The organism is Pseudomonas sp. R2-37-08W, assembly GCF_003851705.1.
GTDB lineage: Bacteria > Pseudomonadota > Gammaproteobacteria > Pseudomonadales > Pseudomonadaceae > Aquipseudomonas.
On sequence record NZ_CP027728.1, the window covers coordinates 2,968,536 to 2,984,003 of the forward strand.

General features: G+C 60.8%; 15 protein-coding genes. 8 read left to right on the forward strand and 7 right to left on the reverse strand.

Annotated features, from left to right (window positions below):
• Window positions 1-111: 111 nt before the first annotated feature.
• Entirely contained in the window at window positions 112-552 is a 441-nt protein-coding gene (locus tag C4J93_RS13580; RefSeq protein WP_124362860.1) for an Lrp/AsnC family transcriptional regulator, read from the reverse strand.
• A gap of 109 nt (window positions 553-661) precedes the next feature.
• Between C4J93_RS13580 and C4J93_RS13585 the strand changes: the two genes are divergently transcribed.
• Window positions 662-1,564, forward strand: a complete 903-nt coding sequence (locus C4J93_RS13585; protein WP_124429611.1) for a DMT family transporter — start codon at window positions 662-664, stop codon at window positions 1,562-1,564.
• On the opposite strand, the gene C4J93_RS13590 is transcribed toward C4J93_RS13585, so the two are convergent.
• The 3 genes from C4J93_RS13590 to C4J93_RS13600 form a co-directional block, all read right to left on the reverse strand.
• The gene (locus C4J93_RS13590) at window positions 1,542-3,521 is read right to left on the reverse strand and encodes a U32 family peptidase (RefSeq protein ID WP_124429612.1); all 1,980 of its coding nucleotides are present in this window, start codon (window positions 3,519-3,521) and stop codon (window positions 1,542-1,544) included. The two genes, C4J93_RS13585 and C4J93_RS13590, sit on opposite strands and share 23 nt — an antisense overlap.
• A 357-nt stretch (window positions 3,522-3,878) precedes the next feature.
• A complete protein-coding gene (locus C4J93_RS13595) occupies window positions 3,879-4,259 on the reverse strand; it encodes a RidA family protein (RefSeq protein ID WP_124404182.1) in 381 nt (126 codons plus the stop codon).
• 72 nt (window positions 4,260-4,331) lie between these two features.
• Complete coding sequence (locus C4J93_RS13600; RefSeq protein ID WP_124362864.1) at window positions 4,332-5,201, reverse strand: oxaloacetate decarboxylase; 870 nt, start codon at window positions 5,199-5,201, stop codon at window positions 4,332-4,334.
• 290 nt (window positions 5,202-5,491) lie between these two features.
• Here C4J93_RS13600 and C4J93_RS13605 point away from each other — a divergent pair, with 290 nt between their 5' ends.
• From C4J93_RS13605 to C4J93_RS13615, 3 genes are all read left to right on the forward strand, one after another.
• Window positions 5,492-6,448, forward strand: coding sequence for an ABC transporter substrate-binding protein (locus tag C4J93_RS13605; protein ID WP_124429613.1), 957 nt, complete (start codon window positions 5,492-5,494; stop codon window positions 6,446-6,448).
• Between the two features lie 23 nt (window positions 6,449-6,471).
• Window positions 6,472-7,794 carry an LLM class flavin-dependent oxidoreductase gene (locus C4J93_RS13610; protein ID WP_124429614.1) on the forward strand — a complete coding sequence of 441 codons (1,323 nt, stop codon included), beginning with the start codon at window positions 6,472-6,474 and terminating at the stop codon, window positions 7,792-7,794.
• Window positions 7,795-7,930: 136 nt separating this feature from the next.
• Window positions 7,931-8,863: a cupin gene (locus tag C4J93_RS13615; protein ID WP_124429615.1), complete on the forward strand. Its 933-nt coding sequence runs from the start codon at window positions 7,931-7,933 to the stop codon at window positions 8,861-8,863.
• A 29-nt stretch (window positions 8,864-8,892) separates the two neighbouring features.
• Here the strand turns inward: C4J93_RS13615 and C4J93_RS13620 are convergent, their stop codons facing one another.
• Window positions 8,893-9,153: a metallothionein gene (locus tag C4J93_RS13620; protein WP_177413533.1), complete on the reverse strand. Its 261-nt coding sequence runs from the start codon at window positions 9,151-9,153 to the stop codon at window positions 8,893-8,895.
• 193 nt (window positions 9,154-9,346) lie between these two features.
• Here C4J93_RS13620 and C4J93_RS13625 point away from each other — a divergent pair, with 193 nt between their 5' ends.
• The 3 genes from C4J93_RS13625 to C4J93_RS13635 all read left to right on the forward strand — a co-directional run bounded on the left by C4J93_RS13625 (window position 9,347) and on the right by C4J93_RS13635 (window position 11,758).
• On the forward strand, window positions 9,347-9,577 hold the full coding sequence (locus C4J93_RS13625; protein WP_124404185.1) for a DUF317 domain-containing protein: 231 nt from the start codon (window positions 9,347-9,349) through the stop codon (window positions 9,575-9,577).
• Window positions 9,578-9,783: 206 nt separating this feature from the next.
• Entirely contained in the window at window positions 9,784-10,401 is a 618-nt protein-coding gene (locus C4J93_RS13630; protein WP_124429616.1) for a dTMP kinase, read from the forward strand.
• 145 nt (window positions 10,402-10,546) lie between these two features.
• A complete protein-coding gene (locus C4J93_RS13635; protein ID WP_124429617.1) occupies window positions 10,547-11,758 on the forward strand; it encodes a cytochrome c biogenesis protein DipZ in 1,212 nt (403 codons plus the stop codon).
• 3 nt (window positions 11,759-11,761) lie between these two features.
• On the opposite strand, the gene C4J93_RS13640 is transcribed toward C4J93_RS13635, so the two are convergent.
• The gene (locus C4J93_RS13640; RefSeq protein WP_124429618.1) at window positions 11,762-13,105 is read right to left on the reverse strand and encodes a HAMP domain-containing sensor histidine kinase; all 1,344 of its coding nucleotides are present in this window, start codon (window positions 13,103-13,105) and stop codon (window positions 11,762-11,764) included.
• Entirely contained in the window at window positions 13,102-13,842 is a 741-nt protein-coding gene (locus C4J93_RS13645; RefSeq protein WP_124362883.1) for a response regulator, read from the reverse strand. Before C4J93_RS13645 ends, C4J93_RS13640 begins: the two co-directional genes overlap by 4 nt.
• A 268-nt stretch (window positions 13,843-14,110) precedes the next feature.
• On the opposite strand from C4J93_RS13645, the gene C4J93_RS13650 reads away from it, so the two are divergent.
• A complete protein-coding gene (locus C4J93_RS13650; protein WP_256660067.1) occupies window positions 14,111-15,433 on the forward strand; it encodes an epoxide hydrolase family protein in 1,323 nt (440 codons plus the stop codon).
• Window positions 15,434-15,468: the final 35 nt, after the last annotated feature.

Genomic DNA, 15,468 nt, shown 5'->3' on the forward strand with positions numbered 1-15,468 from the left:
CTAGTGTGGGAGGGGGCTTGCTCCCGATAGCGGAGTGTCAGTCAGCGCATCTGAAACTGACACTCCGCTATCGGGAGCAAGCCCCCTCCCACATGTTTGTGCAGTGCACTTTCAGTCAGTCAGCGGCGGCAAGCGCCGCTTGACCGGGGTTTTCTTGACGATGGCGGTGTTGGTTTCGGCATACCCGTTGATCCGGTCGAGCAGGCTGTCCAGGTGGTCCATGGTGCGCACATGCAGGCGGGCGATGAAGCAGTCTTCGCCGGTGACTTTGTCGCATTCGGTGAATTCGGGGATTGCCTGAATCTGCCGTTCCACTTCCTGCAACTTGCCGGGCAGCGGGCGGATGCGCACGATGGCTTGCAGCAGGTAGCCAAAGTGTTTGGGATCGATATCGACGGTGTAGTGGGTCAGCACGCCGCGCTCCTCCAGGCGGCGCAAGCGCTCGCCGACGCTTGGCGAAGACAGCCCGGTGATACCTGCCAGGGCTTTGAGGGACAGACGCGAGTCATCCATCAAGGCGGCGATCAGTTGCTGGTCGATGGTGTCAATCATGCTGTTCGCCTAATAAGAAAAGGTAGTTTGAGGTTTTGGCCTTTTTTAGTCACTGGAGCGGCTGTGAGCCAGCTTGCCATAATTGAGCCTCACTTGAGGAGCATCAATCATGGATACAGCTGTCCGTCGCGGAACCTGGGAAATGATCGCCGCCATGCTGATCTCCGGCACCATCGGCTGGTTTGTGCTGGTGTCCGGCGTGTCGGTGATCGAAGTGGTGTTCTGGCGCTGCGTGATCGGCGCGCTGGCGCTGCTGCTGGTGTGCGCATGGCTCGGCTACTTGAGGCTGGACTTGCTCAGTTGGGCCAAGTTCGGGCTGGCGGTACTCAGCGGTGTGGCCATCGTCGGCAACTGGCTGCTGCTGTTCGAATCCTACTCGCGTGCGTCAATCGCCATCAGTACGGCGGTGTACAACGTGCAACCGTTTCTATTGGTGATGCTGGCGGCGCTGTTTCTCGGTGAGAAAATCACCCTGCAGAAGATGGCTTGGCTGAGCGTGGCGTTCCTGGGCATGCTGGCCATCGTCACGGCCCATGGTGAACAACCGGCTGGCGATGACTACTTGGCCGGCATTGCACTGGCCCTGGGCGCGGCGTTGTTGTATGCGATTGCAGCGCTGATCATCAAGCAACTCAAGCAAGTGCCGCCGCATTTGATGGCGTTGATCCAGGTGACTACCGGCGCGGTATTGCTGGCGCCGCTGGTGCCTTGGGACCACTTGCCCGCATCGACCGATGCCTGGGCGGCACTCGCCACCCTCGGCCTGGTGCACACCGGGTTGATGTATGTGTTGTTGTACGGGGCGATACAGAAGCTGCCGACTGCGATGACCGGCGCCTTGTCGTTCATCTACCCGATTGCGGCGATTTTCGTCGACTGGATTGCCTTCGGACATCGCCTGGGATGGCTGCAATGGTTGGGCGTGGCGGCGATTCTGCTGGCGGCGGCAGGGTTGCAGCGGGGCTGGTGGTGGCCCCGCTTGCAGAGGGTCAGTGCGTGCCCTGAAAGATGATATTTTCCGGGTTGAAATGCTCCACCGCGCTGCCCGGCTGCGGCAATCCGAGGATATGCCCCTTGATCTTGCCGACCACATGCATTTCGCACGGTTTGCAGTCGAACTTCAGCGTCAGTACCTCATCGCCATGGATCAACTGCATCGGCGCCACCTTGGTCTTCACCCCCGTCACGCCCTTGGCCTGTTTAGGGCACAGGTTGAACGAGAAACGCAGGCAGTGCTTGGTGATCATCACCGGCACTTCGCCGGTTTCTTCGTGGGCCTCGAAGGCGGCATCGATCAGCTTCACACCGTGACGGTGGTAAAAATCGCGGGCCTTCTGGTTGTAGACGTTGGCCAGGAACGATAGGTGCGCGTCCGGGTACACCGGCGGCGGCGTGGTCTCGGCTTTGCGTGCACCCCGCGGGTGCGCGGCGACGCGAGCGACGGTCAGGGCTTCGATCACTTCACGGCGCAGCGCCTTGAGCTGCGAGTTGGGAATGAAGAATGCCTGCGGCGCGTCCAGTTCGATGCGGGTGGCGTGGTACTCGGTAGTACCGAGTTGGCCGAGCAGGTCGCGCAAGGTATCCAGCGCCTGCTCCGGTTTGTTGGCCACGCCAAACGGGCCGGGCAGGGTGACGCTGGCGCTGATGCCTTCTTCGCTGCTAGCGGTGACTTCCAGCTGTTCTTCGCGCAGACGAGCCGCCCAGGTCAGGCCGATACGACGCTCGGACGAGGTCTTGAGCAGCGCCTGTTGCCAGTTGTGGTCCAGATTGCGGTTCAACGGGTGATTCGGGCGCAGCTGGTGCAGGCCCGCCGGCATTTCGTTCGGTTCGACGCGGTAGCGATAGCGCTTCTCGCCGTCTTCCTCGAATTCGCCCTTGGGCTCGGCGATGTTGGCGCGGAACCCCACCACTTCACGCTTGACCAGCACATTGAGGCCGTCGCCGTTGGACAGCGGCTCATGGGTGACCACCTGCAAGTCGCGCTTGCCGGCTTTTTCCACCACACCCACCGGCAGGCCGGTGAAGGTCGGGGTGTCGAAGGCGCCGATATCGATCTTGCGGTCGCTGACAAAGTAGTCGGTACTGCCACGGTGGAAGGTTTTTTCCGGGTCGGGCAGGAAGAAGTGTGCGGTACGCCCGCTGGAAGCGCGGGCCAGGTCCGGGCGGTCTTCGAGGATTTCGTCGAGGCGCTGGCGGTAGTAGGCGGTGATGTTCTTCACATAGCCCATGTCCTTGTAGCGGCCTTCGATCTTGAACGAACGCACGCCGGCTTCGACCAACGCGCGAATGTTGGCGCTCTGGTTGTTGTCTTTCATCGACAGCAGGTGCTTTTCAAAGGCGACGACGCGGCCCTGGTCATCTTTCAAGGTATACGGCAGGCGGCACGCCTGGGAGCAATCGCCACGGTTGGCGCTGCGGCCGTTCTGCGCGTGGGAAATATTGCACTGCCCGGAGAACGCCACGCACAAGGCGCCATGGATGAAGAACTCAATCGCGGCCTCGGTCTCATCGGCGATGGCGCGGATTTCTTGCAGGTTCAGCTCGCGCGCCAGCACCAACTGGGAGAAACCGGCCTGGTCGAGAAACTTTGCCCGGCCCAGGGTGCGAATATCGGTCTGGGTGCTGGCGTGCAGCTCGATGGGCGGAATATCCAGCTCCATCACGCCCAGGTCTTGCACGATCAACGCATCGACACCGGCGTCGTAGAGCTGGTGGATCAGCTTGCGCGCCGGCTCCAGCTCGTTGTCATGCAAGATGGTGTTGATGGTGGTGAAAACGCGAGCGTGGTAACGGCGGGCGAATTCCACCAGTTGCGCGATATCGCTCACTTCGTTACAGGCATTGTGACGCGCGCCGAAGCTCGGCCCGCCGATATAAATGGCGTCGGCGCCATGCAGGATAGCCTCGCGTGCGATGGCCACATCGCGGGCAGGGCTGAGCAATTCCAGGTGATGCTTGGGCAAGGACATAGTTTTTTTAGTCAGGCTTGTCACGGTCGAGGCGGGCATTGTAGCTGCGAAAAGTCTTACCGGCATCTACCACAGGGCTGTCGGGCTCATGGACCTGCCGCTGATGGCGGTGGGTCAGTCACACATGCACTTGCTGACACTGCCCCATCGGGAGCAAGCCCCCTCCCACAGTTCTGACCGAGTACGGCATCCCGAACCGGTTGGCTCCGAGACCTTCTCACTGTGTTTACCAAGGCTGTCGGCATGCGCCGAACCAATGTGGGAGGGGGCTTGCCCCCGATGGCGGTGGGTCAGTTACACATGCACTTGCTGACACTGCCTCATCGGGGCAAGCCCCCTCCCACAGTTTTGACCCAGTCAGGCCTTGGCAGCCATTGCCGTTACTTCAACACGCATACCTTCTACAGCCAACGCGGCAACACCCACCGCAGCCCGTACCGGCCATGGCTTGGCGAAAAAGCGTTTGTAGACTTCGTTGAACGCGGCGCGGTCGGCCATGTCGGTCAGGTAGATGGTCAGGTGCATCACCCGGTCCATGGAGCTGCCGGCTTTTTCCAGCGCGACTTTCAGCGCTTGCAGGGTGCATTCGCTTTGCAGCGTGATATCGCCCAGCTCCAGGCTGCCGTCGGCGTGGGTTGGAATCTGGGTGGAGACCAGGATGCCGTTGAAGCCGATCACGTCGGAGGAGATCGAATCGGCATCCGGATCGGGTGTGAAGGTCAGGTCGTGGTTGGCCATGGGCGCCTCATGTTGGCAGGAACGAAAAGGCGCCATGGTCCCTGAAAAAACCACCTGGGGCAAACCAGGGGTTTACTCTTTCACGTCCATGAACTCCTCAGCCCACGCCACATAGCTCTCCGGCAATGTATAGGTGTGGGTCAGCTCGGTCGCGCTGAGGTTGGAAGTGCTGTGGGTCAACTGCCGTTGCGCGCGCAGGCTGTCGTAAGTGGCCTTGATCGCAGCAAAGTAGGCGCCATGCCCGGCCACCACGATGCGCACGCCCAGGCTCGCCAGGCGCTCGCTGTCGTGCAGTTGGGGGTTGCCGTAGGTCACCAGCATCAGCGGCACCGTGAGGTTCTCGGCGATTTTCTCCAGGTGGTCGAAGTCTTTGACGCCGACCATGCAGATGCCATCGGCGCCGGCCTTTTCATAGGCCTGGGTGCGCGCAATCACGTCTTCGGTGGGCAATACGCCGGCGTTGGTGCGGGCAATGATCGACAGTTCAGGATCGACACGCGCCTCCAGAGCCGCCTTGACCTTGCCGATGCCTTCTTCGACGGAGATCAGGTCCGTGGATTTACGCCCGAATTGCGCAGGCAGCAGGGTATCTTCAATGGTCAGCGCCGCGACGCCAGCGCGTTCCAGCTCTTCAACCGTACGCATCACGTTCAGGGCATTGCCGTAGCCGTGGTCGGCGTCTGCAATGAACGGCAACTGTGCGACGCGGCCGATGCGGGTGGCCTGTTCGACGAACTCACTCAGGGTAATCAACGCAAAATCAGGTGCCGCCAGTACCTGCAGGGAAGCGACGGAGCCGCCGAGAATACCCACTTCAAAACCCAGGTCGGCCGCGATACGGGCGGACATGGGGTCGAAAACCGAGGCGGTTTCAACACAGATGGGCGTGGCAAGCAGTTCGCGGAAGTGACGGCGCAGCGCTGAGTGAGAAATCTTGGGCATGTTCTTTCCTGGCTTTGGTCATCGTCAAGTGACGATCAATGTCTATTCGTGGTGGCGTGAGATTACCACGCAGACGGGCAGGGGTTGATGACGTTTGAAGGCGCACGATGCGTCTCGCGCGGCGATGCGCGAATAAAATGCAATATGTGCATTTTTAGTGAATTACGTTATGCAATATAAATATTTTACATGTCTTTCTTATAACCTCATCGTAATGCCCCTTACGACTATCGCCGAGACCGCACGCGCGGATCGACTTGACGTGCCTCCCATGGCATCTGGAGACGAACGTGCGTTACCTGTCAAAACTGGCGACCGGCATGGCCGCCGCATTGATCTGCCTCACCGCCCATGCGCAAACGCTGGTAGTGGGCGATCAAAGCTATAACGCCCAAGCCGCGATGGAAGCGGCGGGGGTGCTTGAGGATCTTCCCTACACCCTTGAATGGAAGCAGTTCACGGCCGGATCGCCGGTGGCCGAAGCGCTCAACGTCGGCAGCCTGGATATCGGCCTGCTCGGCGACGCGCCGGTGTTGTTCCTGGGCGCATTGGGCGCGCCGATCAAGGTAATCGCCGTCAGCCGGCAAAACCTGGCGGGCGTGGCGATTCTGGTCAAGCAGGACTCGTCGATCCACAGCCTGGCAGACCTGGCGGGCAAACGTGCAGCCATCTGGAAAGGCTCCTGGAGCCAGCAACTGCTGCTGAGCGCACTGGATAACGCCGGCGTTGCCCGCGACGCGCTGCAGTTGCGTTACCTCAGCGCACTGGATGCGTCCCATGCGCTCGAAGGCGGCTCGGTCGATGTCATCGCCACCTGGGAGCCTTATGTGACCCAGCAGGAACGCCAAGGTGCACGGGTACTCGCGACGGCCGAGGGGTTGATTCCCGCCCAGAGTTTTATCGCCGCCAACGCCACGGCGGTCGACGAAAAACGCGCGCCCATCAACGACTTTCTCCAGCGCCTGAAAAAAGCCCGTGACTGGGCACGCCAGAGCCCGGCCAACACCAACGCCTACGCTGACGCATGGGCCAAACGCACCCGCGCCGACGCTGAAATCGCCCGCGCCTGGTTTGCCCGGGCACGCACCACGGTCGAACCGCTGACCGCCCAGGCACCGGTCGAGGCGCAAAAGACCGTGGACTTCTTCGCCAGCGAAGGGCTGATCAAGGCTTACCCGGCCGCCAGCCTGTTCGACCCGTCATTCGCCGCGGCCCTGCAGCCCGCCGTCGCCCAGGCACAACCCTGAATACACCAAGGAATCTCTCTGACATGACCAAACGACAGCTCAAACTGGGCGCCTTGACCATGGGTTGCGGTGGGCCGGGCCGCCACAACCTGTGGCTCGACCCGCAATTGCCGGCCGACGCCAGCGTGAACATCGACTGGTACATCGATATCGCGCGCCAGGCCGAGGCGGCGTTGTTCGACTTGATCTTTATCGTCGACAGCCAGTTCATCACCCCCGGCTCGCCTTCCCATTACCTCAATCGCCTCGAGCCGCTGACGCTGTTGTCGGCGCTGGCCGTGAGCACGCGGCATATCGGCCTGGTCGGTACGCTGACCACCTCCTACAACGCGCCGTATAACGTTGCGCGGCGCCTGGCTTCCCTGGACCTGATCAGCAAAGGCCGCGCCGGCTGGAACGTGGTGACCAGCGGCGATGCCGGTACCGCCGGCAATTACAGCCTTGATGAGCATTATGACTACACCACGCGTTACAGCCGCGCCGCCGAACACGTCCAGGTGGTGCAGGGGCTGTGGAACTCCTATGAGGACGACGCCTTCGTGCGCGACCGCGCCACCGGCCAGTTTCTCGATCCGAGCAAGCTGCATAGCCTGAATCACCAAGGCGAGCACTTTGCGGTGGTCGGCCCGCTGAACATCCAGCGCTCACCCCAGGGGCAGCCGGTGATCTTCCAGGCCGGGGATTCCGAACAAGGCCGCGACCTGGGCGCCGCTACCGCCGACGTCATCTTCACCCATGCCGCCAGCATCGAGCAGGGCCAGGCGTTTTACCGGGATATAAAGGGCAGGGCGCTGCAACGCGGGCGCGATCCGGAGCAGTTACTGATCATGCCCGGCGCGGAAATCTATGTGGGCGACACCGATGCCCACGCCCGCGAAATCGAGCAGCATTATCATCAAGTCGACCATAGTTTTGCGCTTGCGCTGAAAGAATTCGGGCGTAATTTCGGCTGGCATGACTTCAGCCAGTACGACCTGGATGCGCCATTCCCTCAAGAAAGCCTGGAGGCTGCGCGCAGCAGCTTTTTCACTGCTGCCAAACGCATCGCCGATCAGGCCCGCGAGAAGGGTTTCAGCCTGCGCCAGGCCGTCGAGTTTGGTCGCCAATTGCGTCCGGGAGCCTTCACCGGCACGGCTGACACGGTGGCGCAAAAAATGGCGGATTGGCTGCACGCCCGCGCCGTGGATGGTTTCAACATCTACATCGGGCACCCGGAGCAGTTCACTCGCTTTACCCGAGAAGTCATACCGTTGCTACAGGAACGCGGTGTTTACCGGACCGCGTATGAAGGGAGTACGTTACGCGAGCGCCTGGGGCTGGAAATTCCGCAGTTTGCACGGCGTTAAGCCGCTGCCATCGTTTGACCTGACTGCCGTGCGGATCAAGGGATGCATCCGCCGGCGCGCTATGCCTATAGTTCACTCACCCCCACAGCGCACTCAACGGCGCTGTGCAAACCCGCCGAAGACTGAGGTGAGCCTGATGAACCGTGAATTGAGCCGCGCATTGTCCGATCCCCACCAAGTGGACGCCGAGTACTTCGAGTACAGCAAGGCCGCCAACCCCATCAGTGCCAATCTCATACCGCGCATTCCCTACCACAGTTTTCCTGCCGCGCTGTATGACAGCGGCCCTTCACGCGTCGTGCCGCTGGACCTCAGCGACGCCCTGGGCTGCGAAGGCCCGGCCACAGGTCCCGGATTGTGCGCCAACTTTATGCGACTCAACCGTGGCGACACACTGACCGTGCAACCCAACGCGACCTCCCAGGTGTTCTACGTGATCGCCGGGGAGGGCCGCGTGGTGCAGGCCGAGCATGAGATTCAATGGTCCAGAGGCTGCTTTATCGCGCTGCCGGGTTTGCAGGCGGCGCACTTCAGTGCCAGCGCGGATGCACGCCTTTACTACGTGCACGATGAACCGTTGCTGCGCTACCTCGGGGTGGTACCCAGTGCAGATCGCTTCACACCGACGCTGTACCCCGCAGCGCTGGCCAACGCCAAGCTGCGCGAAGCGGCGGATGACCCGCGTGCCCAGGACCGCAGCCGCATCAGTATCCTGCTGGGCAATCGCAACTTTCCCCAAACGCGCACCGTTACCCACGTACTGTGGGCGATGTACGGCATTTTGCCGGCCGGATCGGTGCAAAAGCCCCACCGGCACCAGTCGATTGCCCTGGATTTCATCATTGACTGCCCGCGAGGCTGCTACTCCCTGGTCGGCACCGAGCTGGACACGGATGGGCAAATCCGCAATCCGGCAAGGGTCGACTGGTCGCCCGGCCTGGCGTTCGTGACGCCGCCTGGGTATTGGCATGCGCACTTCAATGAATCCGACACCGAGGCGTTCCTCATCCCGATCCAGGACGCGGGGCTGCAAACCTACCTGCGTGCGTTGGATATTCGGTTCAGTTGATAAAGCAACGCCCCATGCGGATCGCCCGATCAGGGTGAAATGGGATCGCTCGCCGGGAAGGTTTCTTCGATGGCCTCGTCAAGCTGGCTATCGCTGACAGCGCGGTCCTGCACCTTTACATGCGACTCGCAATGGCATTCGGCACTGGGGCATGCCTGGCCGCGTGGGTGCAGGTCGGCGCAGGCCTGGCTGCAAAAGGCTTTACCGTCGCGTTCATAGCGCGCGGCATCGGTTACCTGGCAACTGCAGCCTGGGCAGGCGCATGGCAAATCCGGGGTGGCGTGGTTCATGAGTCCTCCGATTGTCAGTGTGATTGAAGCGTTCACACCTGTTTTGATCAGCGTAAATTCAAGAGTTTAAAAAAACACAGGGCAGGGGTGATGAACGGCGGGTGTGCGTGTGTGAGACAAGAAAACGAACCCTGCGCTGCCTCGTGCGTCTATGGTGATAACAACGATCACACAGACGCGAGGAGGTTTACCCATGATTGATTACGCAGCGGGCGACACCGATTCAGAAGCGCGCAACCGTTCGATCGGTAATGCCATAGGCCTGGCCGCCGATGAAGTCGAGTTGTGGGTGGCTTCGGTGGAAGAAGACGGCAGCGGCATGGGCTATGTGCTGACGTTTTCCGCGGACACGCCCAGCGAAATCCTCGCCAAGGTCGAGGGGCTGGGCGCTGATCGCACGATCAATATCGGTCCGATTGATTGAATCCTGCAAGTTCAGGGGCCATTTACGGCTGCTGGTGACGAGGTAATGCGATTTCAGGTCACTGTAGGAGCGAGCTTGCTCGCGAAAAAATCAGGGCCCCCGCGTTTATCCAGAATGAACGCATTGCCTGGGCGTTTTTCGCGAGCAAGCTCGCTCCTACAAAAAGCTTTGACTGCCAACACGATGTCCACCATGGAGCAGGCCAAATGAGTCGCCCGCTGTTCATTTCGCTGGACGGGCCCAAGGGCACCGGCAAGACCACGCTGCTGGAGGCTGTTACCTCAGCATTGAGGGCAGACGGCAAAAAGGTGATCCGACTGTGCGAAAAAAAGAGCGATCCCCATCGGGGTGAAACCATGGCGCTGGTCAACCAGCTCGTCAGGCATCCCAGCCCGGCACTGGAGTTGGCGGTGTGTGAGCGATTTGCTGATAGCCGTGGCTGGATTTCCCGGCATGTACTGCCCAAACAGCCCTCTGACAGCATCATCCTGATTGACCGCTGGTACCCGTCTGATGCGGCGTTTCGGCGCCTGACTCCGTTCGCGCAGATTCTAAAGTTGAACATCGAGCGAGGCGTGCAAGTGCCAGACCTGCATGTCGGGGTAGTCACTGACGCTGAAACGTCATGGGCGAGGGCGGCAGCACGAACACGTGGGCTGGGCAGTACGGTGCTGCACTCCCTGGAAGAACAGGTGGCCTGCACGCTGGGGTTCGAGCAAGCGGTTGCCGATCACGGTTGGGTGCTATGCCGTAACGAAGGATGGATCGAGGACGCCACGGCGCAGGTGGTTGCTGAGATCTATGGCGTGCTGAGTGGGCGCTAGCAGTTCCGTATCGCAGTGTATCTACAGGCCATGCGGATACTTGCGGATTCAATAGACCGCTTTACCGACACATCCGCGATACCTGCAGGCGGTTCAATTGGCTCCAGCGAGGGACACCCCCTCGGCCAATTGAGCAGGTAGCGCCATGTTCTTGATCGCCTTTCTCGGCGGCATCGTCACGGTACTCAGCCCGTGCATTCTTCCCGTCGTGCCGTTTTTATTCGCCCGTGCTGACCGCTCGCCAGCGTCAGTGTTGTGGACCCTGCTTGGCCTGGCGCTGACCTTTGCCCTCGTGTCCAGCCTCGCCGTGATCAGCAGTGACTGGGTGGTAACAGCCAACGGTATTGGTCGCCAGCTCGCGCTGGTGGTGCTGGTAGTGTTCGCCCTGTCGTTGCTTTCCGCCAAGGTGGGTAATGGATTGATGCGGCCGTTGACGGCACTGGGTAATCGCCTCGATCCCGCCACGCGCAGATTGTCGGGGCCCGGCGCATCGCTGCTGATCGGGGTCGCAACCGGCTTGCTCTGGGCACCGTGCGCGGGGCCCATCCTCGGGATCATCCTGACCGGCGCAATGCTTCAAGGCCCGAGCGCGCACACCAGCCTGCTGCTGTTGGCCTACGGCTTGGGCAGTGCCGTCTCCTTGGGCGTGCTGATCTTCGCGGGCCGAGGCCTGGTGTCTCGGTTGAAGTTGTCGCTGCCCGTGATTGCCTGGCTGCGACGCGGCACAGGGCTGGCCGCGCTGGTGGTTGCGGGGCTGATCGCCAGTGGCTCACAAAGCCAACTGCTTGCCGGCACTTCATCCCAGGGCGCTGCCAGGCTGGAGCAGTCGCTGCTGAGCGGTGTGCCCAAAGTCGCTGATTACCTGGTGGACAACGTCAAGGCCGCGACCACACCTGACCTGAGTGCCAAGGGTGAAATGCCGTCCCTGTCGGGTGCCGTCCAGTGGCTGAATTCACCGGAGCTGAGCAAGGAGGCCTTGCGGGGCAAGGTGGTGCTGGTGGACTTCTGGACGTTCGACTGCATCAATTGCCAGCGCAGCATTCCCTATGTGAACGAATGGGCACGCAAATACGAGAAGGAGGGGCTGGTTGTCATCGGCGTGCACACCCCGGAGTATCCCTTTGAACGGGTGATAGACAACGTGCGCAAAAACGTAGAAAAGCTGGGCCTCAAGTACCCGATCGCGATCGACAACAACTATGCGATCTGGCGTGCATTCGACAATCAATACTGGCCCGCACACTACCTCGTCGACGCCGAAGGCAAGATCCGCTACACCCACTTCGGCGAAGGCAGCTATGACACTCAGGAAAAAGTGATCCAGCAGTTGCTGGCGGAGGCTAAGAACAAGGGTTGATGACTATTGGGGATGATCCATAGGCGTCTTTGCGGAAAGTTTCAGGGTTGGCGGCAGTGTCAACTGCGCACACAGGCCGCCGCCGTCCCGGTTAACCAAGCGCAGAGAGCCTTGCAGGCTAACTGCCAGTTGTTGCGAAATCGCCAGGCCCAGTCCTGTACCACCGGTTTCCCGGTTTCGCGAGTTCTCCACGCGATAAAACGGCTTCAACACGTCGGGCAATTGGTGGTCAGGTATGCCGGGGCCACGGTCCAGCACTTGAATCAGCAGCCCACCGTCCGGCTGGCGCTGCGCGATGATTTGCACCTCTGATCCGAACTTCAAAGCATTGTCCAAGAGGTTGACCAACACCCTGCGCAGCGCATGGGGGCGAGTATCGATGGCTGCGCCGCCGTCAGCCTTTAACGTCACTTGCTTGCCGGTATCGAGGTAGTCAAAGACCAGGCTTTCCAGAAAGGAATCGACATCCACGCGCCGGCTTGGCTCATTGGAACCCGCCATGCTCCGCGCGTAGGCCACACCTTCCTGGACCAGGTGCTGCATTTCCTCCAGGTCGTTGCAGAGCTTGTCCTTTTCCATCGAATCGTCCATGAACTCCGCGCGAAGCTTCATCCGTGTGATCGGGGTTTGCAGGTCGTGGGAAATCGCTGCCAATAGCTGCATGCGTTCCTTGACGTAAGTTGCGATGCGCTCCTGCAGGGTATTGAAGGCGACGGCCGCGTAGGCCACTTCGATTGGCCCTTCCTCCTTGAGCGGTTCGCCCTGGCCATTCGGATCGAGGCTGTCTACCGCTTGGGAAAGCCGCGTCAGTGGCCGTATGACCGTGCGTACGGCGAGCCAGGTACAGAGCAAGAGCAGCAACAGTTGCGCCACCAGCACTGCTGGCAGCCACGGTGATAGCGGCATCACCGCGGGTCGCACATCAATCGTCAGGGGGCTGCCGTCCTTGAGGCGCAAGTGGGCCTGATAATGAGGGCGCGCATCGGCAATATCGCTGAAACTCAGTGGGTAGTCCCGGCCCAGCGTGGCTTGCATGGAACGCACGGAGACAGGCGCCCTGGTCATGTCCATTGGCGTGCCCGGCTGGCCCTCATCCAGTTGGTATCGGTAGTTGGGGTGTTCCAGGCGCGGCAACCAGGCCTCACGCTCATTGGCCGGTAACCGCTCGAGTATCGCCAGTGAGGTGGTCAGGTCTTGTTCGAAATTGTCCAGCATCAACATCTTGGCACTTTGGTAGCGCTCATAGAACTGCAACCCGAATGACAATCCATGGGCCACCGCCAGGCTCACCAGGAAGATCAGTGTCAACCGCGAGGCCAACGTGCGCGGCCAGCGCGTCATGGTCATGGCTGTGCTCCTGACACTTGCACCGCGTAGGTAAAGACATAGCCCTCGCTGCGAACAGTCTTGATGTAGGCGGGATCGCGGGCGTCGTCCTGCAGCCGGTGGCGCAGCCGGCTGACGAGCAAGTCAATCGATCGGTCGAAGAGGTCGGCGTCCCGGCCCTGGGTGAGGTTGAGCAGTTGATCGCGGTTCAGCACGCGCTGGGGGTGATCGAGGAAGACCCGCAGCAAGCGATACTCGCCGCCACTTAACGTCACGATGGTGCCTTCGCTGTCCAGCAGGTGTCGAGCGGTGGTGTCCAGCCGCCATTTGCCGAATGCGAGCAGCCGGCCTGCTTCGGTGACAATCAGGTTGGGCGGCAACATGCGGGTGCGGCGGAGCACGGCATTGATTCGCGCCAGTAACTCCCGGGCGACAAATGGCTTGGCCAGGTAATCGTCGGCGCCCATCTCCAGGCCGATGATTCGATCCGTATCGTCATTGCGCGCGGTCAGCATCAGAATCGGTGTGGCCTTATGCTTGCCTGCGCGCAGTTCCCGACACAGCACCAGCCCATCGTCTCCGGGCATCATGATGTCCATCACAATCAAGTCGACCGGCGTGGACGCCAGAAAGGCCCGCATCTGGCGACCGTCCGCCACTACCGTCGTGCGCAGTCCGTTTTTCTGAAGATAGTTCCCCACCAGCTCTCTGATCTCGCGGTCATCGTCGACGATGAGGATGTGATCTACGTGCTCCACTTGACTCACCTTTATCCCTGTTTAACGGCGTTGAAGAAGGTGGCGTCGAGTATATCCAGGTGGCGGTTTGCAGCTGGTAAAACTTTTGCACCAGACTCGCCTGGGTGGGTTTGTATCGTTGTGTATCTGCGCCCCGGCCCGATACACAGTGATTCGTTCAAGGCGGTTGGTGACACATACGGGATACCTGCGGGGCGTTAAATGAACACATCGAGAAGGCGCAGTCCCTCTTCAATTGATGGCTCATCTAACGCTCGGAGATCTCGTTATGCCTTGGAAAAACCCCGTGAGGATGGGCGTGTTTGGTTTGGCCCTGGTCGCAGGCAGCGGCGGTGCCTGGGCCGCCGAAGCGTCAGTTGCCAGTTCGGCCGCGACCCAACCCGAATCAATTCGGCCTTACCGAATTCATGTCGATGAAGCTCAACTGACCGATCTGAAACAGCGCATCGCCGCGACCCGCTGGCCAGACAAAGAGACGGTCAATGACGTCTCCCAAGGCGTGCAGTTGGCCCAGGTTCAGGCGTTGGTGAAGTATTGGGGCAACGGCTATGACTGGCGCAAGGCCGAAGCGAAGCTCAATGCGCTGCCTGAATTCATCACCACCATCGACGGCGTGGATATTCAGTTCATCCATGTCCGCTCGCGCAACCCCAACGCGATGCCGCTGCTGCTGACACACGGATGGCCGGGCTCGCAGTTCGAGTTCCTGAAGACCATCGGCCCGCTGACCGACCCTGTGGCTTACGGCGGTAAGGTCGAAGATTCGTTCGACGTGATCATCCCCTCGATCCCCGGACACGGCTTTTCCGGCAAGCCCACTGAATTGGGCTGGGGGCCGGATCGCGTCGCGAAGGCGTGGGATGTGCTCATGAAGCGTCTCGGATACTCCCACTATGTTTCCCAGGGTGGTGATCACGGCTCGGTGATATCGGATGCGCTGGGTCGCCTGAATCCGCCGGGTCTGTTGGGCATTCACTTGAACATGCCGGCCACCATTCCGCCCGAGCTGGTCAAGCCGATCAACAGTGGTGACCCGGCACCTGTCGGGCTCAGCGAGCCTGAACGCAAGGCGTTTGAGTCCCTGAGTACCTTCTTCGGCCGCAACGCGGCATACGGCGCGATGATGGTGACCCGCCCGCAGACCATCGGCTACCTGCTGGCCGATTCGCCCACCGGTACGGCGGCGTGGATGTACGAAAAGTTCGCCGCCTGGACCGACAGCAACGGTCAGCCTGAGCGGGTACTTAGCCGCGACGAGATGCTGGACGATATCAGCCTGTACTGGCTGACGAACGTCGGCGCATCGTCATCGCGTTTCTACTGGGAAAACAACAACAACAATTTCAGCGCCGCCGCGCAGAACACCTCAAGCATCAAGGTGCCGGTGGCGATCACGGTCTTCCCCCACGAAATCTATCAAGCCCCCAAAAGCTGGGCGCAACGCGCTTACCCCTCACTGGCCTACTACAACCAGGTTAACAAGGGCGGCCACTTCGCTTCCTGGGAACAACCGCAACTATTCAGCGAAGAATTGCGTGAGGCCTTCCGGCCACTGCGCGCCAAGCTCGGCGTAACGAAGACCGCTCACTAACGCCTACCCAACCCTGTCAATACACCGGGCCGTTA

Excerpts from the sequence above, each read along its gene's own strand:
- C4J93_RS13580 (WP_124362860.1), bottom strand. The coding sequence starts at position 552 with ATGATTGACACCATCGACCAGCAACTGATCGCCGCCTTGATGGATGAC.
- C4J93_RS13585 (WP_124429611.1), top strand. The coding sequence starts at position 662 with ATGGATACAGCTGTCCGTCGCGGAACCTGGGAAATGATCGCCGCCATG.
- C4J93_RS13590 (WP_124429612.1), bottom strand. The coding sequence starts at position 3,521 with ATGTCCTTGCCCAAGCATCACCTGGAATTGCTCAGCCCTGCCCGCGAT.
- C4J93_RS13595 (WP_124404182.1), bottom strand. The coding sequence starts at position 4,259 with ATGGCCAACCACGACCTGACCTTCACACCCGATCCGGATGCCGATTCG.
- C4J93_RS13600 (WP_124362864.1), bottom strand. The coding sequence starts at position 5,201 with ATGCCCAAGATTTCTCACTCAGCGCTGCGCCGTCACTTCCGCGAACTG.
- C4J93_RS13610 (WP_124429614.1), top strand. The coding sequence starts at position 6,472 with ATGACCAAACGACAGCTCAAACTGGGCGCCTTGACCATGGGTTGCGGT.
- C4J93_RS13615 (WP_124429615.1), top strand. The coding sequence starts at position 7,931 with ATGAACCGTGAATTGAGCCGCGCATTGTCCGATCCCCACCAAGTGGAC.
- C4J93_RS13620 (WP_177413533.1), bottom strand. The coding sequence starts at position 9,153 with ATGAACCACGCCACCCCGGATTTGCCATGCGCCTGCCCAGGCTGCAGT.
- C4J93_RS13625 (WP_124404185.1), top strand. The coding sequence starts at position 9,347 with ATGATTGATTACGCAGCGGGCGACACCGATTCAGAAGCGCGCAACCGT.
- C4J93_RS13630 (WP_124429616.1), top strand. The coding sequence starts at position 9,784 with ATGAGTCGCCCGCTGTTCATTTCGCTGGACGGGCCCAAGGGCACCGGC.
- C4J93_RS13635 (WP_124429617.1), top strand. The coding sequence starts at position 10,547 with ATGTTCTTGATCGCCTTTCTCGGCGGCATCGTCACGGTACTCAGCCCG.
- C4J93_RS13640 (WP_124429618.1), bottom strand. The coding sequence starts at position 13,105 with ATGACCATGACGCGCTGGCCGCGCACGTTGGCCTCGCGGTTGACACTG.
- C4J93_RS13650 (WP_256660067.1), top strand. The coding sequence starts at position 14,111 with ATGCCTTGGAAAAACCCCGTGAGGATGGGCGTGTTTGGTTTGGCCCTG.